Raw genomic sequence first — 17,259 nt, 5'->3', positions numbered from 1 at the left:
TGCATAGCGAAAGGCTGGCAGATATCGTGCTGGAAGAGGCTGAGGCAGAAACTGCCATCGAAACTGATATCTCGCGCATTAAAGCTGTCATTACTCTCAAGAATATCAAGTTCCGCTATGCCGAGGGTGAACCCTGGGTACTCAAGGATATTAATCTGACCATACCCGCAGGCCAGAGCATCGCCCTGGTTGGCCCCAGTGGTTGCGGTAAAACTACCTTGTGCAAGATCATTCTGGGTTTGTTGAAACCAACAGAAGGTGAAGTGTTGATAGACGATATCCCCATCACCCAGCTGGGCATCAAGACTTACCGCCAACTGGTGGGCACGGTCATGCAGGAAGATGTCTTGCTGGCGGGTTCCATCATGGACAATATCGCTTTCTTCGATAGTCATTGTGACCAGTCCAGGGTAGAAGAATGTGCGAAGCTGGCAGCCATCCACGAAGAGATCAGCAAAATGCCCATGGGTTATCAAACTCTGGTGGGCGACATGGGCAGCAGCTTGTCCGGCGGGCAAAAACAGCGTGTCTTGCTGGCACGTGCCTTGTACAAACAACCGAAGGTATTGGCATTGGATGAGGCTACCAGCCATCTGGATGTGAGCAATGAACACAAGGTCAATCAGGCGCTGGGCAATTTGCAACTGACGCGCATCATGGTGGCACACAGGCCGGAGACCATCAATGCGGCGGAGCGGGTGGTGTCGCTGGCGGAAGGGGCTGTTGTTGAGGTGAGGGCGGCGGTTGTGAAGGAAGACTTAGTGGGTTTGAAGCTGGCTTGACAGGGCCAATATCGTAAAGTCGCTTCCTGGAACTATGCCGTTCTCATTCAGGCCACAGGGACAACACTAGTTCCTCTATATTATTCGGGTCATTGAGTTTCTTCTTAGCCTCTGCCCAGTCGGCAGGGGTGGGTACGGCTTTTTTGGTATGCACGGCTGTGTCTATCGCCATCTTCATGCCAAACACCAGGATGCCGCTTTCTACATTGACTGGTGGGATTTTTTTAACGATTTCATAGATCTGGTTATCGTAATATTCATGCACGGCGGGTGTCATATCAAGCCAGCAAGTGACTTCGCCATCTGAACGTATTGCCACCACCAGATAACCAGAACTTTCTGCCATTTTGACTTTTTTCAAAGCCTTGTATATCTGTGTCTGCAAGACCCGCGTATAGCGGCCAAAGGTATCGACATTGATGCCTTTTTTCTCCAGCTCGGCTTGCGACTGGAAAAAATAGACGGAATCAAAACGCGTTTCTGCTGCCTGCGTCAGGGTGGAAAAACACAGCAATAATGTCGCCAGCAGCAGTTTCATGGTGGTCTCAATTCGTCTTAATTAGTCTCACTCGGTCTTACCGGATTTTACTTGTTTACGAAAACGCCAGCTTCACGGTTTTTTTGTACGTCATTCCAGGGGAAGACCTTGCCATTCATGGCAACGTGCACACCGGCTGGCAAAAGTTGCGCTGCGCTGCAGGCAAAACCCAGATTGAAGAAGGCATCAGAATTGGCGATTTCGTAAGGGATCATGGCACCGGTAAACACGATGGTTTTACCCAGGTTGGCTGCGCCCAGTACTTCTGCCGTTTCACGCATGGTATCGGTACCGTGGATGATGACGATCGCCTTTTCTGCCGATTGCTGGCAAGCCTGCAAGACGGTATTGCGGTGGCTGTCGTTCATGTCCAGTGAATCTACCAGCATGCAGACTTCCAGCTCCACCGGTATCGTCAGACGTGCGCGTTTCAACACTTCAGGCAGGTGGCTGTCTGCAAAGGTGAGCTTGCCTGCCAGTTCGTCATAATGTTTATCAAAAGTGCCGCCAGTGGCGATGATGCGTAAAGTCATGGTCTTGTCTCTATAGATGAAGAATTTGGAAAAATTTTTAGATTAGACACATTGTAACGCGCATAGGGTGCCAGTGAAAACTGCTACACTAAGCTGTTGCATTTCATCGCATACAGCTCATTGATACATCCCGGATACACCAGAGATATATGAAACCGATAGCCCCCGGAACCGTTATTTTTCACCGCCATCGTGGCTATGGCGTGCTGACTGCCGTGAACTTGCTCAGTGGCTGGGTGGCAGCGCGTTTTGGTGATGAAAAACGCACCCTGGATTTGAACTTATCCACAGATGAAGTCCAGCATGCCGACGGTGAACCCATACTGTTCCGCCGTACCCCGCCAGAACGCATGCCGCATGCGCGTTTGATGGCCATGGTCAGGGATTTACATGCTGCCGGTTATCAAAAACTCTATCTGTATAGCTGGCCCAAGGCTTCTGGCCTGCACTGGCGCTGGCAGTTATTCACAGGCCCGCGCAACTGGATGCAAAGGCCCTGGCGCGAAGCCTGGTATGGTTCAGGTGCCGATTACAACTTCAACCCCGTCATGGGATGGGGAGACGCACCTGGCGCCAGCACGGCAGAGCTGATAGAAGCCCTGGCCCGTTTTGATCCTGCTGGCCTGGCGAATGCACTGGGCCAGGATGAAGATCACACCGCCTGGTTTGCCGCAGTATGTGACGCCTTGCTGCCGAATTATGCTTATAGCCTGGGGGCAGATACACCAGAGCAGCCCCTGCCGATGTACCTGCCCGTGATCGCCGTACGCCAGCGCCTGCCAGACTGGCAAGGCGAAGGCCTGGCCTATCCACCGGGCTGGGAAAAAACCTGGAGTCCCGACAGCCTGCAACGCCGCCAGCAACAGCGCGCCGTGGTCAGGCATGATGTCATACCCACTAGCTGGAGTTTGCCGCTGGAATTTTGAAGAAGCCCGATTAAATATCGGTAACTGAAGTCCAATAAGGCGCTTACCTTAATTTCGCAGGAGAGACTTTAGCCGCTCCTGCAAGCTTTGAATTTGAGTTTGAACTTAAGCCGCTGGTTCAGCTTATTTTTTTAGAAAGATGGTGACAACTCAGGTCGAAACCATTATTCAGATACAGCCTGTGTGCATCATGCCTTTGATAGCCGGTATCGAGGTGCAATTCACTGCAATTCAAGATTTTTGCCTGGTGCTTTACCCATTCCATCAGTGCTGATCCCAGACCAGCATTTTTCTTTTGCGGGTGGGTGATCAAATCATCTAGGTAGAGTATCTTGCCCCAGGCCAGATAATGCTGCACGCGATAACCAGCAGCAGCGACCACTTCACCGTCCATGTATATACAGGCGATGGTATACCCTTCAGCGACCTGGACTTGCACTCTGCGTATGAATTCAGCCTCATCCAGATGCGGCCTCAAATAGCTAAATACTGTGAAGCACTGGCCTATGTTTTCTTCTTGGCTAGTATCAAGTATGTTCACTTCGTATTTCATGTCCATCCCGTTTCCACCCTGTTTCCATCCCTCTTTCAGGACCCCAGCGATTCCCACAGATTATCCCAGTCGTTCGCCTGGAAGCTGCCTTCACGCTTCAAGACCAGCTGGCCTTTAGGGTTAATCACGAAATGCGTGGGCTGGCTGACGATGCTGCCAAAATTATCCTTGTACCCTGGCGTGTTACGCCAGATGATAGGAAAACGTTGCTCGACAGGAACGGCGAGGTTAATCAGTTGCACGTAAGAATCAAAATCTTTCTTATCCTGATCAATATTGATCGCCAGCAACACGAAATTGCGCTTCATATTACCGACATAAAACTCACGCATGAGTTTCAAATCACGCGCACAAAGATTGCACCCGGCAGTAAAAAAACTAACCAGCAGTGTCTTGCCAGCATAATCGCTGATGGCAAGCTTCTTGCCATTCAGCTCAGCCCCTTGGAAACTCATTTGCTGAGTCTCCTTATTTGCCTGTGCCGACACAGAGAAACTGGCCATAGCCAGCATGGCCGCAGTAACGACACTGAGTAATTTTGTTTTGTTCACGATGAAGACTTTCTATAAAGATTTGTGCTTATACATGAATCATACGACAGATATAAATTAGTCGTAGCCTTTGGCCATAGGCTTACGGGATTTTATTTGATGACACCTAATGTGACATTCTAATTTCCAGAGGGGGCTGGTTGCTGGTTTGGACCCTTGTGCTGTTTTTGACTTCCTGCAGTTCAGATGTGTTGACGCTGTGTGTGCCGTACAGAAAATGGAAATAGAAATACGCGAAACCCATGCTTCAACTCAAACATTGGCCTTTCTTTTTCCACTTTATGTCTGGCATCAAAGGCATTCGATAATGCAGAAAAACAACTGCAACACCAATGCGACTGGTGCCTGTATTTTTTAATGTGGGGTCTGTCAATCAATAATACGCATCCTGAATTGCCTGCCCTTGATATTGGTACGGCTCAGCCTGTCCACCGTCTTTTCTGCAAGCTGCCTGTCGATGGCGACGTAGGTGACAAATTCTGAGACATTGATTTTGCCTACCTGTTCTTTTTTCAAACCGAGGTCAGCAGTTAATGCGCCGAGTAAATCGCCGGGGCGGAGTTTGTCTTTTTTGCCGCCCATGATGCAGATGGTCATCATCGGGGCTTGCAAGTCTCTTTCCGGGCCTGCTTCAATTGCGTGGATATCGCCCCAACTGACGGATTCACCCTGATACTCTTCGATCAGTTTGACCCATTTTTTCTCACCTGGGGTGGCAAGGCTCAGGGCCAGTCCTTTTTCGCCAGCGCGGCCTGTGCGGCCTATGCGGTGGATGTGGACTTCGGTGTCTTTCGATACGTCGACATTGATGACCGCCCCGAGAGTTTGTATATCCAGGCCGCGGGCGGCGACGTCGGTGGCGACGAGGACAGAGCAGCTTTGGTTGGCGAAGCGTATCAAGACTTCATCCCGGTCGCGTTGTTCGAGGTCACCGTGCAGGGCCAGGGCGCTGATGCCCTGGGCGTGCAATTCTTCTGTCAGTTCGCGGCAGTGGATCTTGGTGTTGCAAAAGGCAATGGTAGATGTCGGCTGGTAATGATGCAGCAGCGTGGCGACAGCGGTATTGCGCCCTTCTGGTGTGACCAGATAAAACATTTGCTCGATGTGATTGGCGGCATGCTGGGATTCGACCTTGATCTCAACGGGGTCGCGCAGCAGTTGCTCGCTGGCCTGGCGTATATCATCCGGGTAGGTAGCCGAGAACAGCAGGGTTTGTCTGCGCGTGGGTGTGGCAGCGACGATGTCGTAGATATCATCATAAAAACCCATGTCGACCATGCGGTCGGCTTCATCCAGCACCAGGGTTTGCACGGTTTTCAGGTTGATGGTGCCACGGCTGATATGGTCGATCAGGCGACCAGGTGTACCGACCACGATGTGGGCACCATATTCGAGTGAGGCAATCTGCGGACGCATGGCCGTGCCACCGCACAGGGTGACGATCTTGACGTTCGGCATGGTCCTGGCCAGACGGCGCAACTCATTGGCGACCTGGTCTGCCAGCTCACGCGTAGGGCAAATCACCAGGCCCTGGACGGCAAAATAAGTGGGATTGAGCTTGGCCAACATGCCTATGCCAAAGGCGGCAGTCTTGCCGCTACCGGTCTTGGCCTGGGCGATCAGGTCTTGCAGTTGCAGGATGATGGGCAGGCTGGTTGCCTGTATCGCTGTCATTTCCTTGTAGCCCAGGCTGTCCAGATTGGCAAGCATGGGGGCGGATAGCGGCAGGGTGTTGAAGGCTGTGGATTCTGACATGGGGTGTATTTTTGTATGAAGAGGACGACAACAGGCTGCTTAGTTTATAAGCAGCCTGGCGGATATGTCGTCATTGTAGGGTAAGCTGCCGCCAGCGTGGCGGGCTTTAAGGTATGAAAGACTGAAACTGGCTATTTATGCAGGCCAGACCAGATATTCAATGCCATTTTGAATAGAACCTATGACCAGAGCCTGGTTTTCGGCACTTTCACAAAAGCTGGCAAGGGCACCTGCAGCAGTGATTTTATTGGTATTGAGCTGGTCCAGCCAATAATTAAAACCAGACTGGTCCGGTGTACGGTGCAAAACGTTCTGGTAAAAATTGGTGACCAGCACGGTATTTGTGGGCGTGGTGCCATACAGTTTCTGGAATTCAGCTGACAGCATGAAGCCAGCCGCCACCGTCGTCAGGCTGGAACCGTGGTCCATATCATTGATCCAGTAACCCAGCCCCTTCAAATCGGGTTTGCGGTCAAAGGCGGCCTGATACAGGCGGTAAGCCTGTCCGGCGATGCCGCTGATATCGAGGGCGATATTTTCATCCGTGAAATGCAGGCGCTCGACGCTGATCAGCGTATCTATACCGTCATTGCCGCTGAGCGCTTTAACAACGGCGGTGCCGCTGCTTGCCGTGACAGTGTAAGCCCCATGTGCGCCGCTGTAGTTAGCCACATCCAGGCCCAGGCCGCCGTCTATGGTGTCGTTGCCGCCATTGCCAGTAAATGTATTGTCAACTTTATTGCCGATCAGCTTGTCATTGCCTGCCCCGCCTATGGCGTTTTCTATGTAGGCACCGAAGGCGATACCCAGATTTTGTTTGCCATCGTAAGTAGGTATCGTGCCACCGGTATAGCCAGGCGGATTAGGTGCAGGCGCCATGCGGATGTCGGAATAATTGCCCGGTGTGAGATCAATCACGCAAGCCAGCGTAAAGTTGGCGACAGAAATTGTATCGTTGCCCCCGGCATCCCAGATGGTTTTTAAGAACGGTGTATTCGGGTCAAAGGTATAGGTATCGTTCCCGGTTCTGTAGCTGTTATTTGCACCATACAGATATTGCATGGCCGCGATGTCATATACCATCGGTGTTTCAGGTACCACATCCTGGAAAGTAAACACCGGTTTGTTGTTGGCATCGTAGGTGATGGTCCTGAACAAATCATTTTGTATGTCGGTATACGACATGATCGTAAATTGCCGGGTATCTTGCGAAGCCGGCAAATTTGTGCCCTCATCAAAGGGATGTTTCAAACCCAGCGAGTGACCAATTTCATGTATCAGCGACATGAAGTTATACGAACCTGTACCCCAGTTTTTGCTGGTGGCGGCAGAACTTTCTGTAGAAATCCAGATATCACCGCCATCGGGATAGCTTTTATTTGGTTGATAGGCCCAGCCCCATGCTTTTTTATTCGTCACAGTCATGTCGACTGCCGAAGTCCAGGCGATGCGGACGTCACCTGCACTACTGATATTGTCTGGTACTGCAACAAAGTTCAGATTGGCAACGTCAGCCCAGGCTTGCAAAGCCTTGGTGGCAGACAATTGCTGCTCTGCATTCAGGGCAAAGTGTGACGTGGCTTTTTGTTCTTCCAGTGTGGAATACTTGCCGCTGGAAGTACTGCCGTAAAAGTAAGAGTCGCCACTACTCCAGGGAAAACTATAAGTGATGGTGGTAGACGCCGTTGATTGTCCCGATCCCCATTTAATCGCATGGATGATCGCATCAATCATGGCCTGGCCAGTTAATGGTACGGTAGTCGTGTTTGCGGCAGAGCTGGGTGTAGACATGGTAATAAATAGTGGGTGAGTACAGTCAGTTAGCGGTATCTTGCGTGGCTTATGTCGTATCTTATTGCGTATTCTAGCGAGTAAATCATGATATGTTGGTAAATATACCTTTTAAAGCAAGATCAGAGCCGCTATCAATGTTTCTAATTGAAACAAGAACTGGACTGGCAATAATGCGGCAAGCGCATTATGCTGGAACGCACCTGTCCTCTCTCACGCAGGAATCACCGAGTAACATCGACCAACCCAGACCAATATCAACTAATTCAGGAGTCGTATCATGATATTAGCAGCCATAGTCATCCTTTTGCTGATTGCCTTTGTTTTGTTTGTCGCCGCCAGACCTGACGATTTCAGGGTAGAACGTGCGCTGACCATGCGTGCCAGCCCTGAGCAGATTTTTCCATTGATCAATGACTTCCATGAATGGGAAGCCTGGTCGCCCTGGGAAAAAGCTGACCCAGCAGTCCAGCGTACTTATAACGGTGCGGAACTGGGCAAAGGGGCAGTATATGGGTGGAAGGGAAACAAGGAACTTGGTGAGGGCAAGATGGAAATCCTCGATACCCAGCCCTTTAATTATCTGCGTCTGCAAATCAATTTCTACAAACCGTTTGCTGCACAAAACACCATAGAGTTCCGCCTGGAAGACAAGGACGGTGGCACTGTCGTCAGCCACGCCATGTTCGGCCCCAGCAATTTCATGTCCAAACTCATGGGGCTGTTTTTCAATATGGATAAAATGGTCGGTGGCAAATTTGATGAAGGCTTGCTCAGCATCAAAAATATCGTTGAGAAAACCTGAACGTATTTGCCGGGCCATGCAGGCAAAACAAAATTCATGAAAGGACAGGAAATGGCAAGACAACGAAAATTCTATACCTGGCTATGCCAGCATAGTCTTGCCTGTTTTTTGTTACTGACCCTGAGTTTCGTCGTGTTTGGCAAACTGTCTTTTGATATCGTCCACCTGTTCAGCGCGAATGCTGAATACTTGCTCGACAATGGCTGGATAGGTCTGGTGGAAGGCGGGCTGGAACAGTTGCTGGAACTTATATTGTCAGCTTGCGCTGCCATGGCTGCCTATATGGTGTTCAAAGTATGTGAGCAGGCTCTGCTGGAACGTCTGCGTCACCATGCGGACTAAGCAGGCAAAAACAGGCAAAAACAAATCAAAACAAAACTCAGCAAGAACTATCATGCGGCTTCAATGAAGGCTGGCTATTCTGCAGTCTGTCAGGGAGAAATCATTGAGTGAGTCTAATTATCAAGCGCGCATGCTGCGGGTATTGCAGTACATCGATACCCATCTGGATGAAGATTTATCGGTTGAGCGTTTAAGTACCATAGCGGCTTTCTCAAAATTTCATTTCCACCGGCAGTTTTCTGAATACTTTGGTCTCGCGGCCTTTCGCTACGTGCAATTGTTGAGACTTAAAAAAGCCATGTATGAACTGGCATTTCGCAGCCATAAACAAGTGATCAATATCGCCCTGGATAATGGCTATGAAAGCAGTGAAGCTTTTTCCCGTGCTTTTAAAAAAAGCCTGGGTCTCAGTCCGGCACAATTCAGAAAACAGCCTCAGTGGGACAACTGGCAGAGCAGCAATCTGACCATAGACCAATTGAGAGAACAGCATATGCCTATTACATACCAAAACAGCGATGTACGCATCGTCAGCTTCCCGGAAACCCGTATCGCCGTACTGGAACATCGCGGTGCACCCGGTTTGCTACCCAACAGCATCCAGCGCTTCATTGCCTGGCGCAAGCTCAACAAGCTGCCGCCCAGCGTCAGCGCGACTTTTAATCTCATCTATGACGACCCTGAGCAAACGTCCGCTGCCGATTTTCGCTTTGACCTTGCGGCTGCAGTAAGCACTCCGGTTGCAGAGAATGAGCATGGCATCGTCAACAAGCTTATCCCTGCCGGAGAATGTGCTGTATTGAGGCATACCGGTAGTGATGCTGAGTTGGGTAATGTCGTGCGTTTTTTGTATAACCACTGGTTGCCACAAAGCGAGCGCAATTTGCGGGATTTTCCTTTGTTCTTCCAACGCATCAGCTTTTTCCCTGACGTGCCTGAGCACTTGATGGTGACCGATGTTTTTTTGCCTTTGCAGGCATAAAACTTTAGCTCGCACGCGGCGTAGTTCCGCGTGCCTGTGCCAGCATTTCTTCGATTTCTTTTTCAGTGAACCGGCGTGTGATGTGTTGCGGACAATTCCATTCAACGGCTGCTATCGTGATCACGATAGCGCGCTCAACACGGGCGCGGTAGCCGGGCATTTCCAGGCTGGCTAACAACTGTGGGTCATCCATCTCATGTACTATTTTGGCATGCCCCCACAGTTTCAAACGGCGACGGTTTGCATAATCCATGATGATCAGGGATACCTTGTCATTGGCCAGCAGATTGCCCACGCTCAGGTATTGGGCATTGCCAGAAAAGTCAGCGTATGCGATGGTTTTTGCATCGATGACTTTGAGAAAACCAATTGGTCCGCCACGGTGCTGTACATAAGGCCAGCCGTTTTCCGATATGGTCGCCTGATAAAAACTGTCACGGGCAGCGATGAATTCCATATCCCGCTCCAGCAGGGAGTCGCGCTTTTCTTCCACCATTTCAAAACCACGATTGGCTTCACGGCTGCCATACAGGCTTTGTGCGGATTTGACGCTGGGGGTAAAAGTGATATCGGCAAATGCGCGTGACATGATCATCTCCTTGGTTGCGGCGGGGGGCAAACTTATTGCACAGATATAGTCTGAACCTTTCTTTGATTTACAAGAATAGCCTTTATGCTGAATTAGTTATTCCAATAAATGGAATAATAAAGATCGAGAGAACTATTTTCAGGCAGGGAAACTGGAACTAATTATTGATGGATTTGTCTGTAACTATGTCTATTTATGCCGATTTCATAGTAAATAGGTAATAAATACGCATGATTTTCAGCAAAATTCAGAAAATCCCCTGTAGTCATCATGTCTCTGCAGACGGGCGCAGCTATACTGCGGCGAGAGGCAATACCTGTCAGTAAGAACTCATTTTGGAGTGTATTTTGTTTAAAACCATCGCTTTTCCGCTGGCCCTGAGCTTTGTAGGGCTTTGTTCAACTGCTTATGCGGATGAAGGTCAGTGGCAACCCTACCAGTTGCCGCAACTGAAATCTGAATTGAAGCGCATAGGCATCAATGTGCCAGCAGAAAAACTGGCGGATTTGCAAAAACACCCCATGTCAGCGATGGTGTCCCTCGGTGGTTGCTCGGCTTCTTTTGTATCGAATACCGGCCTGGTGGTGACCAATCACCATTGCGCATATGGTGCCGTACAAAGAAATTCGACGGCGGAAAAAAACTATATCGCGAATGGTTTCCTGGCAAAAACACTGGCTGACGAATTGCCAGCTGGCCCCGACTCGCGCATGTACATCACTGAAAAAGTCGAGAATGTCACCGAGCAGATTAACAAGGGACTGACTGCTTCCATGTCAGGTCGCGCCAGGGCCGAGCATGTGGAAAACCGTATCAAGGCGCTGATTGCTGAATGTGAGCAGGACAAGGCCTACCGTTGCTCGGTACCGAGCTTCCATCGCGGCCTGGAGTATTACCGCATACGCCAGATCATGATACGTGATGTGCGCCTGGTATATGCACCCTCAGACAAGATAGGCAATTTTGGTGGTGAGGTCGATAATTTTGAGTGGCCGCGTCATACCGGTGACTATGCCTTCCTGCGTGCCTATGTGGGCAAGGATGGCCGCCCTGCTGATCTGTCTGTCGAGAATGTGCCGTATCAGTCAAAAGACTTCCTCGTCGTCTCTGCCCAGGGTTTGAAAAATGGTGACCCTATTTTGCTGGCTGGTTATCCTGGCCGCACCAGCCGCTACAAATTACCCGCAGAAATACGCTTTGCCCGTGATGTCAGTTACCCCGCCAAAGTAGCAGAATCCCAAGCCGACCTGGCCGTCATTGCTGCTGCAACTTCAGGCAATGCCGGTGCCGGTGTACGTTATGCCAGCGTGGCCAAAGGCCTCAACAATGGCTTGAAAAAGACTGAGGGTTTGCTGGAAGGTTTTGCCCGCAAGGACATCGCTGCCATCAAGGATGGGCAAGATACAGAATTCCGCCGCTGGTATGCACAGCATGGTAGTGACAAGAATTTGTTGAAGGAACTTGATGCTGTCATCGCTGCCGATATGGCGATGTCAGAAGAAGAATTTGCCTGGTCGGTTGCCAGCACCAGTGAAATGCTGAAGAGTGCACGCACTCTGTACCGCCTTGCGGTGGAAAGCACAAAACCGGATGCAGAGCGCCAGCCCGGTTACCAGCAGCGCGACATGAATATCATTGCTGGCAAACTCAGCCGCCTGGAACAATCCTATTTACAAAATGTTGATCAGGCCAGGTTCACGGCTGCCCTGCAAAGATATAATAAATTGCCTGCCAAATCCCATCCACAAGGTCTGGATGTATTGTTGCCGACACCAGAAAGTGCCGCCAGCCTGTATCAGCAAAGCAGCATGGGTGAAACCTCCAAGCGCCTGGCCTGGATGGGCAAGGACCGCAAGGCTTTCGAGCAATCCGACGATGCATTCGTGCGCCTGGCCGTGAAGCTGCATGACACTGCCATGTCCCTCGAAGACCGCCGCAAAGAGCTCGATGGCAATCTGGAACGGGTGATTCCACAGTACATGCAAGCCGTCATCGAATGGAAAAAATCCCAGGGCAAGCCAGTCTATCCAGATGCTAACTCCACCCTGCGCGTGACCTATGGCACGGTAGCACCTTACTCGCCGCGTGACGGTGTTATCAAGGGCCCTTTCACGACAGTCGAAGGCATAGTAGAAAAACACACCGGCAAAGCCCCTTTCAATATGCAGGAAAATTTATTGACTGCCGTGAAGGAAAAACGCTATGGCGTATTCAAGGACAATGTCCTGCAAACCGTGCCTGTCAATTTCCTGTCCAGTGCTGATACGACGGGCGGCAATTCAGGTTCAGCCGTCTTGAATAAAAATGGTGAGCTGGTGGGTTTGAATTTTGATTCCACCTATGAATCGATTACCAAGGACTGGTATTTCGACACCGCCATCACCCGCGCCATCCATGTCGATATCCGCTATATGCTATGGGTCATGAAAGAAGTTGATCATGCCGATAATCTGTTGAAGGAAATGACGGTCAGGTATCCGGCGAAATAAGTTGTTTGATTTGTGTAAAAAGCGTGTCCCATGAAAATGGGGCACGTTTTTTTTATCTCTCAGGGTTTGCGCGGCGTCTGCTCAAAATGTCGGCTACTGTCCGCCGTGCTTAGCCAGGACAGCTTATTCTCACAATAAATATCCATGCGCGGTGACAGGCTTTCATGTTGATTGACTGTACCCAGATACAGCATGCTGAGACCTGCATATGTTTCTGGATTGGAGTTATACAGAGGTGTGCCGCAGTCAGTACAAAAATGACGCTGGGTACGTGATGTGACGGTATAGCTTTTCAGCAGTTCCCGACCCTGTGTGAATACCAGCTCAGCAGCTTTTACGACGACATAGGATGATAATGCTGCTCCCGTCATACGGCGGCACAGGCCGCAATGGCAGACCACGATTTGCAATGCAGGTGCAGGGTAGTGATAGCTGATTTTTCCGCAGCTGCATTGGCCGCTGATTGTTTGCATAGTGTCTCCAATCGTTACTTATTCAAACTCAGGCACCTTCCCACTCCAGGCCTTTGCCATGTCCCCAGATCAGGGGGGCGACATAGCTGTCGGCCCATGCCTCGACTTGCCCCCCTGGCATGGGGCGGGCGACGCCGTAGCCTTGTGCCAGTTCGCAACCCAGGCGCATCAGGGCCACGCCGTGCTCGGCAGTCTCCACGCCTTCTGCAATCACGCCACGGTTAAAGGCGCGTGCCAGGCCGATAACGGCACTGATGACGGCCAGATCGTCCTTGTCTTCCAGCATATCACGGACGAAGCTCTGGTCGATTTTCAGAGTGTCAGCAGGCAGGCGTTTCAGGTAAGACAGTGATGAATAACCGGTACCAAAATCATCGAGTGCAAAGCTGACGCCGATTTGCTGGCAGGCCAGCATGACTTCGCGTACATACTGGATATCTTTGATAGCCGCCGATTCCAGTATCTCTATTTCCAGACGCTGAGGAGCAACATCGGGGTAGGCCGCCAGCACGGTACGCAGACGCTCGACAAAATCCTTGCACTGGAAATGCCGGGCGGCGATATTCACGCTGATTACCCAGTCCACATGCAGATGCGTCCATATCCGCAACTGCTCCATCGCTTGTTGCAAGACAAAATCGCCGACATCGATGATCAGGTCTGTATGTTCTATCAGCGGGAGGAAATTCAAGGGGCCGACGATGCCCTGCTCTGGATGCTGCCAGCGCAGCAGCGCTTCCATGCCGACTATGCGACCCAGACGCATATTCACCTTGGGCTGGAAGTACAAGCGCATCTCGCCTTGCTGCAATGCCTGGCGTATGCGGGCGCGCTGATTGTGGTGCGTGCGCAATTGCTGGTCTCGCTCGGCGTCGAATAAATGGAATTGATTGCGGCCATTCAGCTTGGCCTGGTACATGGCCTGGTCGGCACAGCGCAGCAAGGTATCGGCATTCATATCATCACGCGGATAAATTGCCACGCCTATGCTGGCCGAGAGGCTGATGCTTTGCTGCTCTATTTCATACGGCTGCGCCAGTTCTGCCAGCAACAGTGCCAGGTTTAATTCGACACCGGCGATGTCACGCTGGTTTTGCAGCAATACGACAAATTCATCGCCACCCAGGCGTGCTACATGGTGTTCGTTGCCAGCATTGTCTTCCAGCCGACGTGCGACTTGCTGCAATAATTTGTTGGCAAATTCCTGGCCATGGCTTTCATTGATGGCCTGGAAGTGATCAAGGTCCAGCAGGCAGACGGCCAGCCAGGTTTCTTGATCATGGGCAGTTTGTATCGCCGTGCTGAAGCGTTCTGCCAGTGCTGCGCGATTTTCCAAGCCGGTCAATATATCGTGCCCCACCTGCCAGCTGAGTTGCTGCATCAGTTGATGCTTCTCACTGACATCGCGGAACACCAGCACACAGCCCATGACGGTGCCATTTTTTTGCCTGATCGGCGCGGCCGTATAATCCACTTCAAATTGCTGGCCGCCACGTGCAGTCAATAGCTGATTATTCGCCTGCAGGATATCTGCGTTCTGAAAAATTTTCTGCAAAAATTCTTCCAGCTGGCCACGCTGCTGGGCATCACTCAGAGAAAAAACATCAGCCAGTTTCAGCGTCTGTGCATCTTTTCTGTTCCAGCCGCAAATTTGCTGCGCAGCCTTGTTGAGCATCAGTATGCGCCCTGCAACATCAGTACTGATCACCGCATCACCGATAGATGCCAGGGTGGTTTCCACCCTTTCATTTTCTGCCGCCAATGTCGTTTGCGCCTGGTTGCGTTCACTGATATCGATGAGTGCACCTATGCTGCCTATGGCTTCGCCATCGACATTGGTGAAACTGGCCTGGTAATAGATGACATCCAGAATTTGCCCGGCAGCCTGTATCTGTATTTCACTGACCAGTTTGCCATATTCATTTTCTATTGATGGCCTGAGTTCATTATCCAGTGCCAGCATGGGCATGGGCCGACCGACTATATCACTGGCGCTGAGCGCAAACAATTCTTCCCATGCGCGGTTGATGCGCTGGCAGATGCCGTACTGGTCCTGGAAAAAAATCGGAATAGGCAAGGCGTGCAGCAATTGCCAGGTGAAATGCAATTGCTCGCTATTGGCCCGCTGGCTGCGCTGCAGGGTCATCAGCAGGGTCTGTACTTCATTGGCCATGTTATTGAAGGTTGTCGCCAATGCACGCGCTTCAGCCGTGCCAGTCACCGACATGCGTACGGAATGCTGGCCTTTCTTGAATTTATCTGTGGCGTCTGCCAGTCTGCGCAAGGTTTTGACGTTTGAGCGCAGGATCAGGCCCAGCAAAAAATATATAGTGAAAATGATGGCCAGCGAGATCTTGGCCTGGCCCATGACTTTTTCCCAGATGTGGGTGTTTTCACCTGCGATGGAGGTTTCCAGGCGTAGCACACCGACATCGCCATTTGTCAGCGGGACTTGGCTGGCACTGCTTTCTGCCTGCAGTGACAACAGCCGGTTAAACCACGCGGGTGAGCTTGATGCCGGGATTATTTCATCTTGCCCCTGGATTTGCTCTTTTTTATATTGCCAGGTGATACGCCACAGTACCGGGCTGGACTGTACTTCCTGTGTCAACAGCTGTCGTATGGCCTGACTATCGCTGCGTTCAGACAAGTTGCTGAGTGCGGGGATCAGGTAATGGGCGCTATGCCTTAGTTCGGTCGACATCCTTTGGCGGGCATCGGCGACCTCGCCGTTGATCATCAGGTAGTAACGCAAACCACTGACAGCGATAATCAAGACAAAAATAGGTACAAATAAACGGGTATAGATTCCTCGCTGTTGCCATCGCTGTAAAAATTTTTGTAATGTTTGCACAAATTCAACAAATTTCAGTGAAGTAAAACAGTTGGATGGGAGAGACGGGCGGGAAAAGTAATTGTGAGTAATTGTAACCTGAAGATTAATATTGCCGTATTGAAAAAGCTGATTTGCGGCAAATTTGCTGCACTGCCCTGGTCCGTATCATCGAATATAATGTGCCGACCTTTACGACCCTATAGTTTGGACAGCACTCATCATGAAACTCTATCGTTATCTGACTGGCCCTGACGACAAAAGCTTTTGCATGCGGGTGTCTGCCGCACTGAATCAGGGCTGGGTTCTGCATGGTGGGCCAACGCTGAGCTTTAATGGTGCACAGATCATCGCCGGGCAAGCCATCATCAAGGAAGTGGATGGTGAATTTTCACAAGACCTGGATTTGTCCAGCCTCTAGATTGTGCGTGAATTAAGCGGCGACTGACAATGAATCAAAAACATGAGTGTTTCCCATCGGCTCTGGAAGCTTTCTTTCTGATCGTTTTTTTGCTCGGTATAGAGATGCTGCTGAACATGGTGGTACATGACAGCATGGCCTGGACAGGCATAGGCATGGATGAAGTAGATGGGGTCATCATGGTGTTGTCCAACGCAGTCTTGTTCACGGCTGTGTTGCAATACAAGCGGATGAGCTATGGCGAACTCTTCCATTCTTCTGCAGGAACTTCGTTTGCCCACCTGCTGTTGCTGTTAGTACCGGTAATTCTTTTGGTGCCCGGATTGGAGTTATCGCTGAATTTCCTGGGTGGTTTACTGGAAGAGTGGCAACCTGTGCCAGCTGGTCAGCAAAGAATATTCGACGAGATGATGGCAAATGGTGTGCACTCCTTCATCGTCGCTTGTCTGGTCGCCCCTGTGCTGGAAGAGATGTTGTTTCGTGGCGTAGTCCTGCGCAGTTTCTTGCAACAATATTCGCGCTGGCTGGCTATTCTTGGCTCAGCCTGTCTTTTTGGCCTGGCCCATATGAATATCTATCAATTTCTTTGTGCCTCGGTATTAGGTGTGGTCTGCGCATGGCTATATGAGAAAACCCGCTCCCTGTGGCCGGGCATCGTGTTGCATGCAAGTTCAAATGGCGTTGCCATTTATGCATATAGATGGGCGACGCTCAGGGGCGTCAGCACCACCTGGCAACCTTCAGCGACTCTGTGCGTGGCGGCTTTGATTTCCACCAGCCTGGGTATTTATCTTTTGCGGCGCATGCTGGTCAGCCAGAATGCAACAGCACTATAAAAAATGCAGCGCTGCAGATCAAACCACAGTGCTGCATCTCACCAGACATTAACTTGTAAC

Annotated in this window: 17 protein-coding genes; 8 read left to right on the top strand and 9 right to left on the bottom strand. The window is 50.7% G+C overall.

Features of this window, described 5'->3' with window-relative positions:
• A partial coding sequence (locus tag ACO0LD_RS10645; protein ID WP_423006486.1) for an ATP-binding cassette domain-containing protein occupies window positions 1-782 on the top strand: 782 nt, incomplete at its 5' end.
• Window positions 783-825: 43 nt separating this feature from the next.
• On the opposite strand, the gene ACO0LD_RS10640 is transcribed toward ACO0LD_RS10645, so the two are convergent.
• Both ACO0LD_RS10640 and ACO0LD_RS10635 read right to left on the bottom strand, forming a co-directional pair.
• Window positions 826-1,320, bottom strand: coding sequence for a hypothetical protein (locus tag ACO0LD_RS10640; protein WP_423006484.1), 495 nt, complete (start codon window positions 1,318-1,320; stop codon window positions 826-828).
• Between the two features lie 47 nt (window positions 1,321-1,367).
• On the bottom strand, window positions 1,368-1,853 hold the full coding sequence (locus ACO0LD_RS10635) for an asparaginase domain-containing protein (RefSeq protein WP_423006482.1): 486 nt from the start codon (window positions 1,851-1,853) through the stop codon (window positions 1,368-1,370).
• A 149-nt stretch (window positions 1,854-2,002) separates the two neighbouring features.
• Here ACO0LD_RS10635 and ACO0LD_RS10630 point away from each other — a divergent pair, with 149 nt between their 5' ends.
• Window positions 2,003-2,779 carry an L-asparaginase gene (locus ACO0LD_RS10630; protein WP_423006480.1) on the top strand — a complete coding sequence of 259 codons (777 nt, stop codon included), beginning with the start codon at window positions 2,003-2,005 and terminating at the stop codon, window positions 2,777-2,779.
• 118 nt (window positions 2,780-2,897) lie between these two features.
• Here ACO0LD_RS10630 and ACO0LD_RS10625 read toward each other — a convergent pair whose 3' ends face one another.
• The 4 genes from ACO0LD_RS10625 to ACO0LD_RS10610 form a co-directional block, all read right to left on the bottom strand.
• A complete protein-coding gene (locus tag ACO0LD_RS10625; RefSeq protein WP_423006478.1) occupies window positions 2,898-3,338 on the bottom strand; it encodes a GNAT family N-acetyltransferase in 441 nt (146 codons plus the stop codon).
• 29 nt (window positions 3,339-3,367) lie between these two features.
• Entirely contained in the window at window positions 3,368-3,883 is a 516-nt protein-coding gene (locus ACO0LD_RS10620; RefSeq protein ID WP_423006476.1) for a TlpA family protein disulfide reductase, read from the bottom strand.
• Window positions 3,884-4,252: 369 nt separating this feature from the next.
• Window positions 4,253-5,638: an ATP-dependent RNA helicase DbpA gene (gene dbpA / locus ACO0LD_RS10615; RefSeq protein ID WP_423006474.1), complete on the bottom strand. Its 1,386-nt coding sequence runs from the start codon at window positions 5,636-5,638 to the stop codon at window positions 4,253-4,255.
• A 135-nt stretch (window positions 5,639-5,773) separates the two neighbouring features.
• Complete coding sequence (locus tag ACO0LD_RS10610; protein WP_423006472.1) at window positions 5,774-7,429, bottom strand: DUF4214 domain-containing protein; 1,656 nt, start codon at window positions 7,427-7,429, stop codon at window positions 5,774-5,776.
• 280 nt (window positions 7,430-7,709) lie between these two features.
• Between ACO0LD_RS10610 and ACO0LD_RS10605 the strand changes: the two genes are divergently transcribed.
• The 3 genes from ACO0LD_RS10605 to ACO0LD_RS10595 all read left to right on the top strand — a co-directional run bounded on the left by ACO0LD_RS10605 (window position 7,710) and on the right by ACO0LD_RS10595 (window position 9,558).
• Window positions 7,710-8,234, top strand: a complete 525-nt coding sequence (locus ACO0LD_RS10605; RefSeq protein ID WP_423006470.1) for an SRPBCC family protein — start codon at window positions 7,710-7,712, stop codon at window positions 8,232-8,234.
• Window positions 8,235-8,285: 51 nt separating this feature from the next.
• Window positions 8,286-8,576: a hypothetical protein gene (locus ACO0LD_RS10600; RefSeq protein WP_423006468.1), complete on the top strand. Its 291-nt coding sequence runs from the start codon at window positions 8,286-8,288 to the stop codon at window positions 8,574-8,576.
• Between the two features lie 103 nt (window positions 8,577-8,679).
• Window positions 8,680-9,558: an AraC family transcriptional regulator gene (locus tag ACO0LD_RS10595; RefSeq protein WP_423006466.1), complete on the top strand. Its 879-nt coding sequence runs from the start codon at window positions 8,680-8,682 to the stop codon at window positions 9,556-9,558.
• Between the two features lie 4 nt (window positions 9,559-9,562).
• Here the strand turns inward: ACO0LD_RS10595 and ACO0LD_RS10590 are convergent, their stop codons facing one another.
• The gene (locus tag ACO0LD_RS10590) at window positions 9,563-10,147 is read right to left on the bottom strand and encodes a pyridoxamine 5'-phosphate oxidase family protein (RefSeq protein WP_423006464.1); all 585 of its coding nucleotides are present in this window, start codon (window positions 10,145-10,147) and stop codon (window positions 9,563-9,565) included.
• A 347-nt stretch (window positions 10,148-10,494) separates the two neighbouring features.
• On the opposite strand from ACO0LD_RS10590, the gene ACO0LD_RS10585 reads away from it, so the two are divergent.
• On the top strand, window positions 10,495-12,636 hold the full coding sequence (locus ACO0LD_RS10585; protein ID WP_423006462.1) for a S46 family peptidase: 2,142 nt from the start codon (window positions 10,495-10,497) through the stop codon (window positions 12,634-12,636).
• Window positions 12,637-12,695: 59 nt separating this feature from the next.
• Here the strand turns inward: ACO0LD_RS10585 and ACO0LD_RS10580 are convergent, their stop codons facing one another.
• Both ACO0LD_RS10580 and ACO0LD_RS10575 read right to left on the bottom strand, forming a co-directional pair.
• A complete protein-coding gene (locus ACO0LD_RS10580) occupies window positions 12,696-13,109 on the bottom strand; it encodes a GFA family protein (RefSeq protein WP_423006460.1) in 414 nt (137 codons plus the stop codon).
• Between the two features lie 28 nt (window positions 13,110-13,137).
• A complete protein-coding gene (locus ACO0LD_RS10575; protein ID WP_423006458.1) occupies window positions 13,138-15,963 on the bottom strand; it encodes an EAL domain-containing protein in 2,826 nt (941 codons plus the stop codon).
• Window positions 15,964-16,165: 202 nt separating this feature from the next.
• Between ACO0LD_RS10575 and ACO0LD_RS10570 the strand changes: the two genes are divergently transcribed.
• Together ACO0LD_RS10570 and ACO0LD_RS10565 are read left to right on the top strand one after the other, a co-directional pair.
• Window positions 16,166-16,363: a DUF1737 domain-containing protein gene (locus ACO0LD_RS10570; protein ID WP_423006456.1), complete on the top strand. Its 198-nt coding sequence runs from the start codon at window positions 16,166-16,168 to the stop codon at window positions 16,361-16,363.
• 29 nt (window positions 16,364-16,392) lie between these two features.
• On the top strand, window positions 16,393-17,199 hold the full coding sequence (locus ACO0LD_RS10565) for a lysostaphin resistance A-like protein (RefSeq protein WP_423006454.1): 807 nt from the start codon (window positions 16,393-16,395) through the stop codon (window positions 17,197-17,199).
• Window positions 17,200-17,259 lie beyond the last annotated feature (60 nt).

This window comes from Undibacterium sp. Ji83W (genome assembly GCF_049340385.1).
GTDB lineage: Bacteria > Pseudomonadota > Gammaproteobacteria > Burkholderiales > Burkholderiaceae_D > Undibacterium.
The sequence above is the reverse complement of the archived record's forward strand: the minus strand, read 5'-3'. Positions and strand labels throughout refer to the sequence as shown.